Annotated in this window: 11 protein-coding genes; 6 read left to right on the plus strand and 5 right to left on the minus strand. The window is 64.6% G+C overall.

Going from position 1 to position 13722, the window contains the following annotated elements; genetic code table 11:
• Positions 1 to 378 precede the first annotated feature (378 nt).
• The 3 genes from ACFMO5_RS04795 to ACFMO5_RS04805 all read right to left on the minus strand — a co-directional run bounded on the left by ACFMO5_RS04795 (position 379) and on the right by ACFMO5_RS04805 (position 4653).
• On the minus strand, positions 379 to 1665 hold the full coding sequence (locus ACFMO5_RS04795) for a hypothetical protein (RefSeq protein WP_376791621.1): 1287 nt from the start codon (positions 1663 to 1665) through the stop codon (positions 379 to 381).
• Positions 1666 to 2046: 381 nt separating this feature from the next.
• Entirely contained in the window at positions 2047 to 3729 is a 1683-nt protein-coding gene (locus ACFMO5_RS04800; protein ID WP_376791622.1) for a methylmalonyl-CoA mutase, read from the minus strand.
• A 354-nt stretch (positions 3730 to 4083) separates the two neighbouring features.
• Positions 4084 to 4653: a nitroreductase gene (locus ACFMO5_RS04805; RefSeq protein WP_376791623.1), complete on the minus strand. Its 570-nt coding sequence runs from the start codon at positions 4651 to 4653 to the stop codon at positions 4084 to 4086.
• Positions 4654 to 5394: 741 nt separating this feature from the next.
• Here ACFMO5_RS04805 and ACFMO5_RS04810 point away from each other — a divergent pair.
• From ACFMO5_RS04810 to ACFMO5_RS04835, 6 genes are all read left to right on the plus strand, one after another.
• Positions 5395 to 5550: an iron-sulfur cluster assembly protein gene (locus ACFMO5_RS04810; RefSeq protein WP_376791624.1), complete on the plus strand. Its 156-nt coding sequence runs from the start codon at positions 5395 to 5397 to the stop codon at positions 5548 to 5550.
• Between the two features lie 130 nt (positions 5551 to 5680).
• The gene (locus ACFMO5_RS04815; RefSeq protein WP_376791625.1) at positions 5681 to 6070 is read left to right on the plus strand and encodes a zinc-binding dehydrogenase; all 390 of its coding nucleotides are present in this window, start codon (positions 5681 to 5683) and stop codon (positions 6068 to 6070) included.
• A 12-nt stretch (positions 6071 to 6082) separates the two neighbouring features.
• A complete protein-coding gene (locus ACFMO5_RS04820; protein WP_376791626.1) occupies positions 6083 to 6967 on the plus strand; it encodes an FAD binding domain-containing protein in 885 nt (294 codons plus the stop codon).
• A gap of 85 nt (positions 6968 to 7052) precedes the next feature.
• Positions 7053 to 7610, plus strand: coding sequence for a (2Fe-2S)-binding protein (locus tag ACFMO5_RS04825; protein WP_376791627.1), 558 nt, complete (start codon positions 7053 to 7055; stop codon positions 7608 to 7610).
• 28 nt (positions 7611 to 7638) lie between these two features.
• Positions 7639 to 9990, plus strand: coding sequence for an aerobic carbon-monoxide dehydrogenase large subunit (locus ACFMO5_RS04830; protein WP_376791628.1), 2352 nt, complete (start codon positions 7639 to 7641; stop codon positions 9988 to 9990).
• A 96-nt stretch (positions 9991 to 10086) separates the two neighbouring features.
• Positions 10087 to 11082 carry an XdhC family protein gene (locus tag ACFMO5_RS04835; protein WP_376791629.1) on the plus strand — a complete coding sequence of 332 codons (996 nt, stop codon included), beginning with the start codon at positions 10087 to 10089 and terminating at the stop codon, positions 11080 to 11082.
• Between the two features lie 80 nt (positions 11083 to 11162).
• On the opposite strand, the gene ACFMO5_RS04840 is transcribed toward ACFMO5_RS04835, so the two are convergent.
• Together ACFMO5_RS04840 and ACFMO5_RS04845 are read right to left on the minus strand one after the other, a co-directional pair.
• Positions 11163 to 12533 carry a dihydrolipoamide acetyltransferase family protein gene (locus ACFMO5_RS04840; protein WP_376791630.1) on the minus strand — a complete coding sequence of 457 codons (1371 nt, stop codon included), beginning with the start codon at positions 12531 to 12533 and terminating at the stop codon, positions 11163 to 11165.
• Between the two features lie 177 nt (positions 12534 to 12710).
• Positions 12711 to 13694 (minus strand): alpha-ketoacid dehydrogenase subunit beta, encoded by a 984-nt coding sequence (locus ACFMO5_RS04845; RefSeq protein ID WP_376791631.1) that lies wholly within the window; start codon positions 13692 to 13694, stop codon positions 12711 to 12713.
• Between the last annotated feature and the right edge of the window lie 28 nt (positions 13695 to 13722).

Raw genomic sequence — 13722 nt, forward strand, 5'->3', positions numbered from 1 at the left:
GTGGGCCGCTTATGCGGCCCACCCCGCATAGAAAATTTCATCTTTTCAACAAAGCAATCCGATTCCATATTCGCACAACGTCTGGTCTGAGGCCCAGCTTCGTGGGGAGAAGTCAGGGGTAGCACCCTATGTCAAAAATTCAAAGGGGCTATGCCGTGAAGGGAAATTGATTTCTTTGGGGGATGACCCCATGATTTCACCGCTGGGCATGGCCGTGTAATCGGTAGGAGCGCCCCTTGTGGGCGCCCTATCGGTAGGCACAAGGCCTGCCCCTACCAGAGGCATCCACGTCCCTTGGTAGGGGCACCCCTCTTCACCGTAAGGTGGACATAGCATGAAGTCCATCCACGAATCGGGATGCGAATGCCTCGAGGAAACTTATCCTCGCTCTCCCAGGGCCTGCCGGAGGCCAGCCAGATCGGTGATGAGGGCAATGCGGAACAGGAAGGCTCGCACGGAGGGGCTCTGTTCCCATAGCCGGCGGACCCGCGGGCCGATTGGATCCTCGACACCGGCGGCCCCTTCCTCCGCGGCATAGGCACCATAGAAGGCGAAGTAGGCTTGGTTCAGCTTGCGGATAACATAGCCGTGTTCCAAGAAGACTCGGCGTCGGGCTTCCATATACAACTCCGCCCGGCGGATCTCCCCCCGGGCCAACAGTTGCTCTACCACCGTGCGGGTCTTCGCCAGCTCCCGGCCGAACTGGAACGCGGGCCGTTCCTCCGACTGGGAGGGTGGCGGCGAGGGATCTGCAGCAGGTGGAGGGAGGGCATCCGGGTAGAAACGCGCCAGCCAGGCGCGCCCCAACGCCTTGCCCACCAAATCCGCCGCCGTTTCATTGATGGCCCGGGCCTCCGGGCGATCGTAAAACCATCCCAGAGGCCACAGGAAGAGCCAGTGATGGGTCCATTCGTGGGCGACGATCTCCGTCAGGGCCTGTAGGGAGGAGGTCTCCATAATCATCGCTGGGTAGAAGGCCAGCCCTCCCAGTGGGACCACCAGCGAGGAGACTTGGAGGGTCTGATCTACGGAGCGCTCCAGGCGGTCCATCTCATCGGCCGTCAGGTCGGCTTGCATGGGGAACGTCGCCGTTAGCGCAATGCGCTCTCGGGGGGAGATGGCCAGCAGGTTGGGCATCGCCGTCAATCGGATGTTCACCGGAGGGATGGGATAGCCGAGGATGGACAGCCCTTCCTGGGCCAGGAGGACGCTGAGCTGCTCGGAGAGGACAGCTTCGGCCAGGGGGCGAAGGGCCTGAGCCCTGCGGTGGGCGGCCTCCCATTGTTGGCGGAGGGAAGCCACCCGGGCCGGATCCGGCGGGGTTGGGGAGGTTATCTGACGATCCAGCTCGGCGGCCAGCTCCTCCGCCGTCGCGACCTCATGGAGATATCGCCGGACCGCCTGGGTTTGGGCCTCCTGGTTCAGGAAAGCTTGGGGGAGCGCTGCGTCCAGGATCGTTTTCTCCGCCCAGACTTGGAGGGCCCACAGGGGGAAATGGAACCCACGCCCCTGAAGCAGGGCGGCGACTTGGGCCTCCAAGGAAGGGAAGGGCTGGGCGGCGGGAAGGCTCAAGGCCAGAAGGGCGGTCAGGAGCAGATCCCGCAGGAATCGAAGGCCAGGTCGACACATCTTCAGCTCGGAGTAGGGGATCCGTGAGAACCTCATCTTCCTCTCCTCTTCCTGCCGCTCGCTCTAAGGGCGGCGGGAAGAGAGCCGCTTGCTTCTGGGGTCGGGCGGAGGCCTTGTGGTTTCCCCGAAGGGTGTGGATGATCCGATAGCGTGGCGAATGCCAGCAACCCGACCCCTATGGGGGACCCACAAGGGGTGTCCCTACATGCGCAAAACTTTGCGTAACTCAAGCGATGGCTCGCGGGATATTCGGAGTTCTCTCCACCCTAACGCCACCTTGCCAGAGCGAATGGCATCCCGCAGCTGCCTTTCCTTTGGGCTCAGTCCCGAAGCATCCGTCTTCACCTTGTTCTTCCCCCGGCCCAAAGGGCCGGGGGAAGAACAAGCCCTCCGTGGGCTTACGTGTGGGATGGTGCGCTAAATGATTAACGGCTCCTGCCACGTGCCCCAGATCGCTTTAAGGGCCTTCGTGATCTCCCCCAGGGTCGCGTAGGCCTTCACAGCCTCCAGGATGTATGGCATCAGGTTCTCGTTCTCCTTGCGGGCCGCATCCTGCAGGGCGGCCAGGGCCTGCCCAACCCGCTCGTTGTCCCGCTCCATGCGCAGCTTCTGCAGGCGAGCCCGCTGCCGCCGCTCCCCTTCGGGGTCCATCTGGAGGATGGGCGGTTTGATCTCCTCTTCCTCCACGAACTCGTTCACGCCGACAATGATGCGGCGCTTCTCATCCACCTCCTTTTGGTAACGATAAGCGGCATCCGCGATCTCCCGCTGGAAGAAGCCGGCCTCAATGGCCGGGATCACCCCGCCGAGCTCCTCGATCTTGCGGAAGTACTCGTAAGCCTGCTGCTCCAGACGGTTGGTCAGGTATTCGACGTAATAGCTCCCTCCCAGAGGGTCCACGGTGTTCGTCACGCCGCTCTCGTAGGCGATGACCTGCTGGGTGCGCAGGGCGAGCTTGGCGGCGAACTCGCTGGGGAGGGCGAGGGCCTCATCCAAGGAGTTCGTGTGGAGGGACTGGGTGCCGCCGAGCACGGCGGCCAGGGCCTGGAGGGTGACCCGGATGATGTTCACGTAGGGCTGCTGGGCGGTGAGGGTGCAGCCGGCCGTCTGGGTGTGGAAGCGCAGCCACCAGGAGCGCGGGTTCTTCGCCCCGAACGTTTCCTTCATCTCCCGGGCCCAAATCCGACGGGCTGCCCGGAACTTGGCGATCTCCTCAAAGAAGTCGTTATGGCAGTTGAAGAAGAACGAAAGGCGCGGCGCGAAGGAGTCAATGTCCAACCCCCGTTTCAGGCACCAGCGGACGTATTCGAACCCGTCGGCCAGGGTGAAGGCCAGTTCCTGGGCTGCGGTGGCGCCGGCCTCCCGGATGTGGTAACCGCTGATGCTGATGGGGTTCCACTTCGGCACGTATTTCGAGCCGAACTCGATCATATCCACCACCAGGCGCATGGAGGGCTCCGGTGGGAAGATCCATTCCTTCTGGGCGATGTATTCTTTGAGGATGTCCGTCTGGGTGGTCCCTCCGATTTGATCCCAGGGGATCCCCCGTTTCTCCGCTACCGCCAGATACATCGCCCAGATGATGGCCGCGGGCCCGTTGATAGTCATCGAGGTCGTGATCTGATCGAGCGGGAGGCCGTCCAGGAGGATCTCCATATCCAGCAGCGAGGAGACCGCCACCCCACACTTACCGAACTCCCCCTCGGCCATGGGGTCGTCGGTGTCGTAGCCATAGAGGGTGGGGAGATCGAAGGCGATGGAGAGGCCGGTCTGCCCGTGCTCGAGCAGGTACTTAAACCGGGCGTTGGTCTCCTCAGCCGTTCCATATCCGGCGAAGAGGCGCATGGTCCACAAGCGGCCGCGATACATGGTGGCGTGGATGCCCCGGGTGAACGGGTATTCGCCGGGGAACCCGAGATCCCGCAGGTAATCGAAGTCGGGGAGATCCAGCGGGGTGTAGAGGCGGTTCACCGGCTCCCCGGAGACGGTGGTGAAAACCTCTTGGCGCTCCGGCATGCGGGCCAACCATCGCTGAAGCGTGGTCTCCTCCCAGCGATCCCGCGCCGCGGCCAGCTCCTGGAGCTTCTCCCGATCGAACATTGCATCCTCCTGCTTGGAGATTTCCTGGGATCCATCCTCTCCGCGCTTTGACCTTCCCGAAGCCTCGGCCTTCATCGCTAGAGTCCCTTCGTTGCTTGTTTTCCGCTCCTTGTGTGACGGAGTTCCACAGGGAGGGGAGAAGAAAGGTTTGCTGTGAGGTGTCGGCCGCATAAGCGGCCTCCATCGCACAGCGGTCCCAAGCGCAGGGCGATCATCACCACGGATTAGGCGACCGCCGGTTCGACAAGTCAATGCGCTCTTATTATAAGCGGGGCGTCGATCCGCTAACAAACGATTGATCGAACTTTCACGGCCTTGCTTCTCTACCGGGATCGCTAAGCCCTCCGCCTGGGCTCAATCTGCCCACCCACGCCACTGGGTGACCTCCTCAATCGGTCGGCGGGGGGTGTGACGGGGTGGGGCGTCAGGAGCCGGATAGCCTAGGTAAATGAGGCCCATGAACTGGGCATCCTCCGGGACCCCCAGCCAGCGCAGGAGGAGAGGATGGTAAGCGGTGTCGCCGGTACGCAAATAGGCCCCGAGGCCCATTCCGTGGGCGGCGAGGAGGATGTTCTGGATCGCGGCGGCGGTGGCCACGATGTTCTCGTGGGTCTCGATGGGATCCCGGCCCTTCAGGCAAGCCACAGCAATAATCACCGGGGCGCGCTTGGGCTTCGTTCGTTCCCGCTGCAATTCCTCCTCGGTGGCGTCGGGCTTGACCATCTGGAGGATGCGGGCGAAGACCTCGCCTAACTCCTCCAAGGCCGGGCCGGCGATCACCACGAACCGCCATGGTTCCGTCAGGCGATGGTTGGGCGCCCGCACCGCTGCCTGAAGCAGCGTCTCGATCTCCTCCCGTTTCGGCCGTTCGGGCCGCACCTTCCCGACCATCCGTCGGGTCATAATCGCTTCAAGGACGTCCATCGCAACCTCCATCGGTTCGGTTGGCCTTTGCGATCCAGGGGGCTGCTCCGCCCTCTCCGCACGCGCAGAGGAGAGGTAGGCGAGACTCCATCCCTTCTGTAACGCGAATCCCATAGATCCATCATGGCGCAAGCTCTCCTTCTTGTCGAGAAGGAGGGACCTGGCCATAAAGCGAACATCGCTGCCGGACCCCTTGGTCAGGGATTCCCTTGAGGTCCTGGAGGGATCTCAAGCGGGGCAGCCCCCCGGGCAGGCTGCCCCGCCCATCCCAAAATCCTTCCCCCTTCCCTGGGGCCCTTTGAGCCGGGGGGAGGGGTGAGGGGCTTGCTCTGCACGGGGGGAGGGCTCGGAGGAGAGGCCGGGCTATCCGTTTGTCCAAAGTCATAGAAGGGCGCGCTGAGACCCGGGTGACGGAACAGCGCTTCTCCTCATCCATAGGAACAAGCGGTGTCCAAGCAGGGCGTGACGCGCCGGGCTTCCCCTGGATGTCCGTTTAGCGCCCGCCCCTTAATCCTTCGAGCTTATGGAGCCGCATTCTGGGAGGGAGGGGAAAGCACACGCGATTGTGTATAAAGCCCTGTCAGTTCGATTGTAATAATAGTCACAACATTATGATCTTAGTAACGATAATGTTATATAATTCACAATTCGGTTGTTTCATTGCTACTCTTGACATTTTTTATTGATTTATTAAACTAAAATTGGGAAGGCGTGAGGGGCCTGACGGAAGCGGAGGGCATGATGTCGGGCGGGCCGGTGGTGGCGCGGGCCTGGCAGGCGTTGGAGGAGGTTCTGGACCCGGAGCTGGATCAATCCATCGTTCGGCTTGGGTTCGTGGCGGGGATGGCGGTGGAGGGGTCCTGTTCTGTTGGAACGGTGCGCTTGCCGACCTTCTGATGCGCCTCAAATTTCGTGTTCATGATGGCTGCAGAGCTCCGCCAGCTTTTTCCGTGCAAGAGTTATCTCGGCTGTCAGTTCGCGCTCCTTCTACTGGGCGGCGAAGCTGCTCCCCCCCGGCACCTTCTGTGTGATCATCGGCATCGGGGGCCTGGGCCGCATCGTCCTCCAGGTCCTCCGCGCCCTCTCCAGCGCCCGCCTCATCGCTGTGGGCATCTCGGAATCCGCCCGTCAGCTGGCCCGGGAGCTGGGGGCCGACGATGTCCTCGCTGGCGGCCCTGACTTGGTGGCCGAGGTCCGCGAGCGCACAAAGGGCGGCGCCCACGTGGTCCTCGATTTCGTCGGCGAGGCGGGGGTCGAGCAGCAGGGGTGGCAGATGCTGCGCAGCGGTGATCATCCCATAGCGGCGTTTGGGGGATGTGGGTCACCTTCAGGGGCCCACCCCGCCCGAAAGCCCTCCGTGAAACGAAAAGATCTCTCCCAACGCAGCTTTCTCCCCATGAAGTCCCAGCCGGATTGAAAGGAGGCCTTCATGTTCCCTGCGCCGTTTGAATATGTAGCCCCCACCACATTGGAGCAAGCGGTCCGCTTGCTTCAGCAGTACGGTCCGGACGCCCGCCTCCTTGCGGGGGGACAGAGCCTGATCCCCATGATGCGCTTCCGCTTGGCCAATCCAAAGGTCCTGATTGATCTCAACCGTATCCCTGACCTGGACTTCCTGGCGGAAGATCGCGGGGTCCTGCGCATCGGCGCTATGGTGCGCCATCGCGCCATGGAGCGCAGCCCTATGATCCAACAACGGTATCCGCTTCTGGCGGATGCCGCGAAGGTCATTGCGGATCCGATTGTGCGCAATCGGGGGACGGTTGGGGGATCTGTGGCTCACGCGGACCCCGCTGGGGACTGGGGGGCGGCCCTCCTGGCAGCGAAGGCGGAGGTGGTGATCACCGGCCCGAAGGGCCGACGGATCAGCCAGCGCACGCTGCCCTTGGAGAGCTTTTTCACCGGACCCTTCGTGAGTGCCCTGGAGCCGGGGGAGGTGGTGACGGAGATCCGGGTGCCGGCCCCCGGACCGCGGGAGGCCGGCGCCTATCTGAAGATCGAGCGCAAGGTGGGCGACTTCGCTGTGGTCGCCGTGGGGGTTCAAATCGCCCTGGACGGGGACGGGGTGTGCCGGAAGGCCGGCATCGGGCTGTGCGCGGTCGGGCCCACCTCCCTCCGGGCCCGGGAGGCGGAGGAGTGGCTGGTGGGCAAACGTCTGGACGAGGCCACCATCGCCCGGGCAGGGGAGCTGGCCGCCGCGGCGGCCCAGCCGACCAGCGACACCCGCGGGCCCGCGGAATATAAGCGAGATATGGTCCGTGTCCTCACGGTCCGGGCCCTCCGGAAGGCCCTGGAGCGCATTCCGGGAGGATGAGCGCCCGAGGCCTGGGAAAGGGAAGGCGCGTCTGTTTCACTCGGAGAGATTGGAGGAACCCGAATCGCGAGACAGGAGGAAAACCATGCCGGCGCGTAAGGGCAAGCGAACGACCGGAGCTTCACGCCGGGCAGCCCCTCGCAAGGCCGCGGAGGCTGTCGGGCCGGCGGCTCGGCATCGGATCCGGGTGACGGTCAACGGTCGCCCCTATGAGGCTGATGTCGAGGCCCGCACTCTGCTGGTGTATTTCCTTCGGGATGCCCTGGGGCTCACCGGGACTCATGTGGGCTGCGATACGACCAGCTGCGGGGCGTGCACCGTCCTCCTGAACGGGGAGGCGGTCAAGAGCTGCACGATGTTCGCCGTCCAGGCCGACGGAGCGGAGATCATGACCGTGGAAGGTCTGGCCAGGGACAGCGAGCTGCATCCCCTGCAGAAGGCGTTCTGGGAACACCACGGCCTCCAGTGTGGGTTCTGCACCCCCGGCATGCTGATGACCGCTTACGCCTTCCTCCAAGAGAACCCGCAGCCCAGCGAGGAGGAGATCCGCATCGCCATCTCCGGCAACCTGTGCCGGTGCACTGGATACATGAACATCGTCAAGGCCATCCAGCACGCCGCTCAGGAGATGGCCGCCCGCTGAAGGGATCCTATCGATCAGGAGGTTCAATATGGCGACCACAGGACAAGCTCACGGGGCGCTGGGCCATTCAGTTCGGCGGAAGGAGGACATCCGTTTCATCCAGGGGCGGGGCCGCTATCTGGACGACATCGTCCTGCCTCGCATGGCCTATATGGCCCTGGTGCGCAGCCCCTACGCCCACGCTCGCATCCGCTCCATCCGCACGGAGGCCGCCAAGGCGGTCCCGGGCGTGCTGGCTGTGATCACAGGGGAGGACCTGGAGGAACTGGGCCTGGCCTGGATGCCCACCCTGGCCGGGGACAAGCAGATGGTGCTGGCTGTCGGCAAGGTGCTCTTCCAGTATCAGGAGGTCGCCGCCGTGGTAGGGGAGACTCGGGAGGCGGCTGTGGACGGTGCCCAGGCGGTGGAGGTCGATTACGAGCCCCTCCCAGTGGTGGTGGATCCGTTTAAGGCCCTGGAGCCGGGCGCGCCGATCCTGCGGGAGGATCGGGAGCAGAAGACCAATCATATCTGGCATTGGGAGGTGGGGGACCGGGAGGCGACGGAGGAAGCCATGCGCCGCTCCGAGGTGGTGATCCGGGAGCACATCAAGTTCCAGCGGGTGCACCCCGCGCCCTTGGAGCCCTGCGGCTGCATCGCGGACTTCGATCGGGTCAGCGGCCGGCTGACCCTCTATGTGACCTCCCAGGCCCCTCATGCCTATCGGACGCTGCTGGCGATGGTGAGCAAGCTGCCGGAGCACATGATCCGGGTGATCTCGCCGGACATCGGCGGGGGCTTCGGCAACAAGGTGGCCGTTTACCCGGGCTACGTGTGCGCCATTGTCGCCTCTATAATGCTGGGGCGGCCGGTGAAGTGGGTGGAGACGCGGACGGAGAACCTGACCTCCACGTCCTTCGCCCGGGATTATCACATGACGGTGGAGCTGGGGGCGACCCGGGATGGCCGGGTGACCGCCCTGCGGGTGAAGACGCTGGCCGATCACGGCGCCTTCGACGCCTCGGCCAACCCCAGCCGCTTTCCCGCCGGACTCTTCAGCATCTGCACCGGATCTTATGATTTCCCGGTGGCCTTCGCTGAGGTGGATGCCGTTTACACCAACAAGGCGCCCGGCGGGATCTCCTACCGTTGTTCCTTCCGGGTGACCGAGGCCTCTTATTTGATCGAGCGGGCCATGGACATCCTGGCCGATGAACTGGGGATCGACCCCGCGGAGTTGCGGCGGAGGAACTTCATCCCGCCCGAGAAGTTCCCTTATCGCTCGGCGCTGGGCTGGACCTATGACAGCGGCAATTATGTGGCGGCCCTGGACCGGGCGCTGCAGCTCATCGGCTATGAGGAGCTCCGGCGCGAGCAGGAGGAGCGGCGGCGCCGAGGCGAGCTGATGGGCATCGGCATTTCCTCCTACACAGAGATCGTGGGGGCCGGGCCGAGCCACACCTTCGATATCGCTGGCCTCAAGATGTTCGATAGCTGTGAGATCCGGGTCCATCCGACCGGCAAGATCCTCGCCCGCTTCGGCACCCGCCACCAAGGCCAGGGCCACGAGACCACCTATGCCCAGATCGTCGCCCACGAGCTGGGGGTCTCCGTGGAGGATGTACTGGTGGAGGAAGGGGACACCGACACCGCTCCCTACGGCCTGGGCACCTATGCCAGCCGCAGCACCCCCACCGCCGGGGCGGCGGCGGCCATGTGCGCCCGGCGCATCCGGGAGAAGGCCCGCAAGATCGCCGCGCATCTGCTGGAGGCCGCTGAGGAAGACGTCATTTGGGAGGAAGGACGCTTCGTGGTCCGCGGCGTTCCGGGGAAGTCCGTGACCTTCCCCCAGGTGGCTTTCGCGGCTTACACGAACCCACCGTCCGGGATGGAGCCGGGGCTGGAGGCGGTGTATTACTACGACCCGCCGAATCTCACCTTCCCCTTTGGGACCTATGTATGCGTGGTGGACATCGATAAGGGAACTGGACAGGTGAAGGTCCGGCGGTTCGTGGGCGTCGATGACTGCGGGACGGTGATCAACCCGATGATTGTGGAGGGGCAGATCCACGGTGGCCTCACCGAGGGCTTCGCGATCGCCTTTATGCAGGAGATCGCCTACGATGAGAACGGCAACTGCCTCTCCTCGAATTTCACGGAATACCTCGTCCCGACCGCGCTGGAGACGCCCCGTTGGGAGCTGGACCGCACCGTCACGCCGTCCCCGCATCATCCGCTGGGGGCGAAGGGGGTCGGCGAGTCCGCCAACGTGGGCTCCCCAGCGGCCTTCGTGAACGCCGTCGTGGATGCCCTCTCCCATCTGGGGGTGCGCCATATCGACATGCCCATCACCCCGTGGAAGATCTGGAAGATTCTGCGGGAGCATGGGATCACTGAATAGCGGGGAGAGGTCCTTCCCGCCCCCAAACCGTTGAAAAGCAGATCATCGCCTTGCCCCCAAGCGGAAGGCGAGGGCAGGGATCCTTGGAGGTTTCGGATGGGCTGGCGTCTGAGTGGAGGGATTCGGCTGGATGGGTTGATTCAGGAACTGGAGGCGCGGGGGGAAGCGTTTGTCATCGCTACGGTGGTGCGGCGGCAGCCACCGGTGTCCGCGCGGGTGGGGGATCGGGCGGTGATCACCGCGGACGGCCGGATCTATGGCTGGGTGGGCGGGGGCTGCGCCCACGATCTGATCCTCCGGGAGGCACGGACGGTCCTGGTCACCCGCCAGCCGCGCCTCCTGCGCATCACCCCGGAGGCCAGTGAAGAGGGGGTGGAGGAGGAAGCTCGCGCAGTGGCCGTGATGGCCTGCCCCAGCCGAGGGGAGTTAGAGGTCTTCCTGGAGCCCTGGGTCCGTGAGCCGCAGCTCCTCATTTTTGGGGAATCCCCACTGGCCCGCGCGCTGGCAGTATTCAGCCAAACCCTGGGTTACGAGACCACCCTGGTGGTTCGAGGCGAGGCCCCTGCAAAGGAGCTGGGGGAGGCTCGGGTCGCTCCCCTGGCGGCGCTGCCGAGTTTTTCCCCTCAGGACGAGCTCTATATTGTGGTGGCCTCCATGGGCCACTATGATGAGGAGGCGCTGGAGGCCGCCCTGCGCACCCCGGCCCGATACATCGGCCTGGTGGCCAGCCGACGCCGGGCTCAGGCGGTTCTCGATTTCCTGCGGCAGGCCGGATGGTCGGATGGGGATCTAAAGCGGATCCGGGCTCCCGCCGGCCTGGACCTGGGGGCGGTGACCCAGGAGGAGATCGCCCTTTCGGTGATGGCGGAGATCATGCAGGAGCGGCGGCGGGCCATGGCCGCGCAGGCTCTCCCTCCGGAGCCCGCCCTGGCATGGGCCCGCGATCCGGTTTGTGGGATGGAGGTGGAGATCGCCCTCGCCCGCTATTCCCTGGATTGGGAGGGGCAGCGCCTGTATTTTTGCTGTCCCTCCTGCCGGCAGGCGTTCATAGCGGATCCTTCCCGTTACATCCCAGCGGCAGCGCAGGAGTAAGTCAGATCCGATCCGTTCCGCTGGAGCCGAACGCTCTCGGCGTTCGGCTCCAGCGGACTCGCGAAGGGGAATTCCTATCCTCACGCCCAGTTCTCCAAAACCGCCTTGACCTTGCTCATAAAGGCGTCCGCCTGGGCCCCATCGATGATGCGGTGGTCGAAGGTGAGGGTGAGGTAGACCATGGGGCGGATGGCCAGCACATCCCCCTGAGGGGTCTCCAGGACCACCGGGCGCTTGTGGACGCGGCCCACGCCCATGATAGCGCACTGGGGCTGGTGGATGATGGGGGTCGCGAAGAGGCTCCCCGAGACCCCGTGGTTGGTGATGGTGAAGGTCCCTCCCTGGATCTCCTCCGGCTTGAGCCGCCGCTGACGGGCCCGCTCCACCACGTCGTTGACCACGCGGGCCAGCCCAATCAGGCTGTAGGTGTCGGCGTTCCGGATCACGGGGACGACCAGGCCCTCCTCCCCCAGGGAGACGGCGAGCCCGATGTGGTAGGCTTTGTAAACCCGGATCCCCTCCTCGGTCCAAGTGCTGTTCACGATGGGATAGGCCTTAAGGGCGGCCACGGCCGCCATGATGAAGTAAGGGGTGAGCGTCAGCCGCACCCCCTCCCGTTCGAAGGCGGCCCGGTTCGCCTCGTAGTGGGCCATCACCCGGCTCATATCCACCTCGAAGACCGTGGTCACGTGGGGCGCGGTGTGTTTGGAGCGGACCATGTGCTCGGCGATGGCCCGGCGGATGGAGGTCAGGGAGATCACTTCATACGGCGTGGGCGGAGCGGCTGGTGGGGGCGGCGGAGGCGGGGCGGGGGCCGGCGCGGCAGGAGCAGGGGTCGCCCGCAGCACCTCTTCGGTTGGCCGGAAGAGCTCTCCAGTCCCCGGTTGCTCCCACGGTGGCAGCTCGGCCTCCCGGGCCGCGGGGGCACCGACCGGCTGAAGCCGCATCCGCTCGATGTAGGCGAGGAGATCCTTCTTCGTCACGCGCCCGCCTTCCCCGGTCCCTGGAACTTTCGAGAGGTCGATTCCGTATTCCGCAGCCATCTTTGCCACCACAGGGGTGATCCGCGGCCCGCCCTCCCGACGGACGGTCGGGGTCGGTTCGGGGGCCGGCGGGGGCGCGGGGGTGGGGGCTGCCGCGGCCGGGATCTCCTCGAGGGGCTCCACCTCACCGCCGTGGCCGATCCGGTAGGGGCGCTCCGGCACCGCCTCCCCTGGTTGTCCCAGCACGGCGATGAGCGTCCCCGCTTTCAGCGTGCTCCCCTCCGGGAAGTAGATCTTCAGCAACGTCCCCTCCTCCGGGGCCGTCACCTCCGTGGTCACCTTATCCGTCTCCACCTCCAGGAGGGGTTCGAACCGCTGTACCCGTTCCCCTTCCCGTTTCAGCCAGCGGACGATCTTCCCCTCCACCACGCTCTCTCCCAGCTGCGGCATGACGACTGGGACAGGCATCTATGCCTCCTCCATGGGGTTTGTCTACTGTTCTCTTCCCATCCTAAGGGAATTCAGGAAAAGGCCCTGCGCGAAGATGAGGATGAAACCCTTCGCGGCCGCCCGATGGATGAAGGGCCGTTCTTTGCCTGACCCATCAAACGGGCACGGAAGTGCTCCACTACGAACGCGATGAAGTTAATACCGGGCCAGCCGCCGGATAGCTTCCGCGATCTTCTGGGGATTGGGCATGAAGAAATCTTGCATCGGCGGGCTGAACGGCACACCGGGCACATCCGGCCCACCCAACCGCATCACCGGGCCGTCCAGATATTCGAAGCCTTCCTCCGCCAGGATGGCCGCGACCTCCGCCCCATAGCCCAGGGTGAGGTTGTCCTCGTAGACGATGAGGGCCTTGCCCGTCTTCCGCACGGAGTTCAAGATGGTCTCCTTATCCACCGGGGCTAAGGTCCGCAGATCCACCACCTCCACGTCGATCCCTTCCTTCGCCACGATCTCCGCCGCCTGGAGCGCGTAATAATGCATCATGCCGTAGGCGAACACCGTCAGGTCGCTCCCCTCTCGGGTGACCTTCGCGGGGCCGATGGGGACGATGTAATCGCCGTCGGGGACTTCGCCTTTGATCAAGCGGTAGCCCTTCTTGGGCTCGAAGAAGAGCACCGGGTTGGGGTCGCGGATGGCGGCCTTGAGCAGGCCTTTGGCGTCGTAAGGGTTGGAGGGGATCACCACCTTCAGGCCCGGGACGTGGGCGAAGAAGGCCTCGACGCTCTGGCTGTGGTAGAGGCCGCCGCTGATCCCCCCGCCATAAGGGGAACGGATCACCATCGGGACGTTGTACACACCGCCCGACCGGTAGAAGAAGCGGGCGGCCTCGTTCACGATCTGGTTGAAGGCGGGGTGGATGAAGTCGGCGAACTGGATCTCGCAGATGGGGCGAAAGCCGTTGAGGGCCGCCCCGATCCCGATGGCGACGATCGAAAGCTCGGCCAGCGGGGAATCGATCACCCGCCACTCCCCGTATTTCTGCCACAACCCCATCGTGGCCCGGAACACGCCGCCCCGCGGCCCCACGTCCTCTCCCACCACAAAGACCCGCGGGTCGCGGGCCATCTCCTCATCGATCGCCTCTCGGATCGCCTCGATCAGCGTTTTCTCCGGCATCGATATTCCCTCCAAACGTTCGTGATCT

The sequence above is a fragment of the Thermoflexus sp. genome (assembly GCF_042408365.1).
Taxonomy (GTDB): domain Bacteria; phylum Chloroflexota; class Anaerolineae; order Thermoflexales; family Thermoflexaceae; genus Thermoflexus.

Bases quoted from the DNA above. Each gene is read 5' to 3' on its own strand.
- ACFMO5_RS04805 (WP_376791623.1), bottom strand. From the start codon at position 4,653: ATGGACGTCCTTGAAGCGATTATGACCCGACGGATGGTCGGGAAGGTG.
- ACFMO5_RS04840 (WP_376791630.1), bottom strand. From the start codon at position 12,533: ATGCCTGTCCCAGTCGTCATGCCGCAGCTGGGAGAGAGCGTGGTGGAG.
- ACFMO5_RS04795 (WP_376791621.1), bottom strand. From the start codon at position 1,665: ATGAGGTTCTCACGGATCCCCTACTCCGAGCTGAAGATGTGTCGACCT.
- ACFMO5_RS04830 (WP_376791628.1), top strand. From the start codon at position 7,639: ATGGCGACCACAGGACAAGCTCACGGGGCGCTGGGCCATTCAGTTCGG.
- ACFMO5_RS04835 (WP_376791629.1), top strand. From the start codon at position 10,087: ATGGGCTGGCGTCTGAGTGGAGGGATTCGGCTGGATGGGTTGATTCAG.
- ACFMO5_RS04810 (WP_376791624.1), top strand. From the start codon at position 5,395: ATGTCGGGCGGGCCGGTGGTGGCGCGGGCCTGGCAGGCGTTGGAGGAG.
- ACFMO5_RS04820 (WP_376791626.1), top strand. From the start codon at position 6,083: ATGTTCCCTGCGCCGTTTGAATATGTAGCCCCCACCACATTGGAGCAA.
- ACFMO5_RS04845 (WP_376791631.1), bottom strand. From the start codon at position 13,694: ATGCCGGAGAAAACGCTGATCGAGGCGATCCGAGAGGCGATCGATGAG.
- ACFMO5_RS04825 (WP_376791627.1), top strand. From the start codon at position 7,053: ATGCCGGCGCGTAAGGGCAAGCGAACGACCGGAGCTTCACGCCGGGCA.
- ACFMO5_RS04800 (WP_376791622.1), bottom strand. From the start codon at position 3,729: ATGTTCGATCGGGAGAAGCTCCAGGAGCTGGCCGCGGCGCGGGATCGC.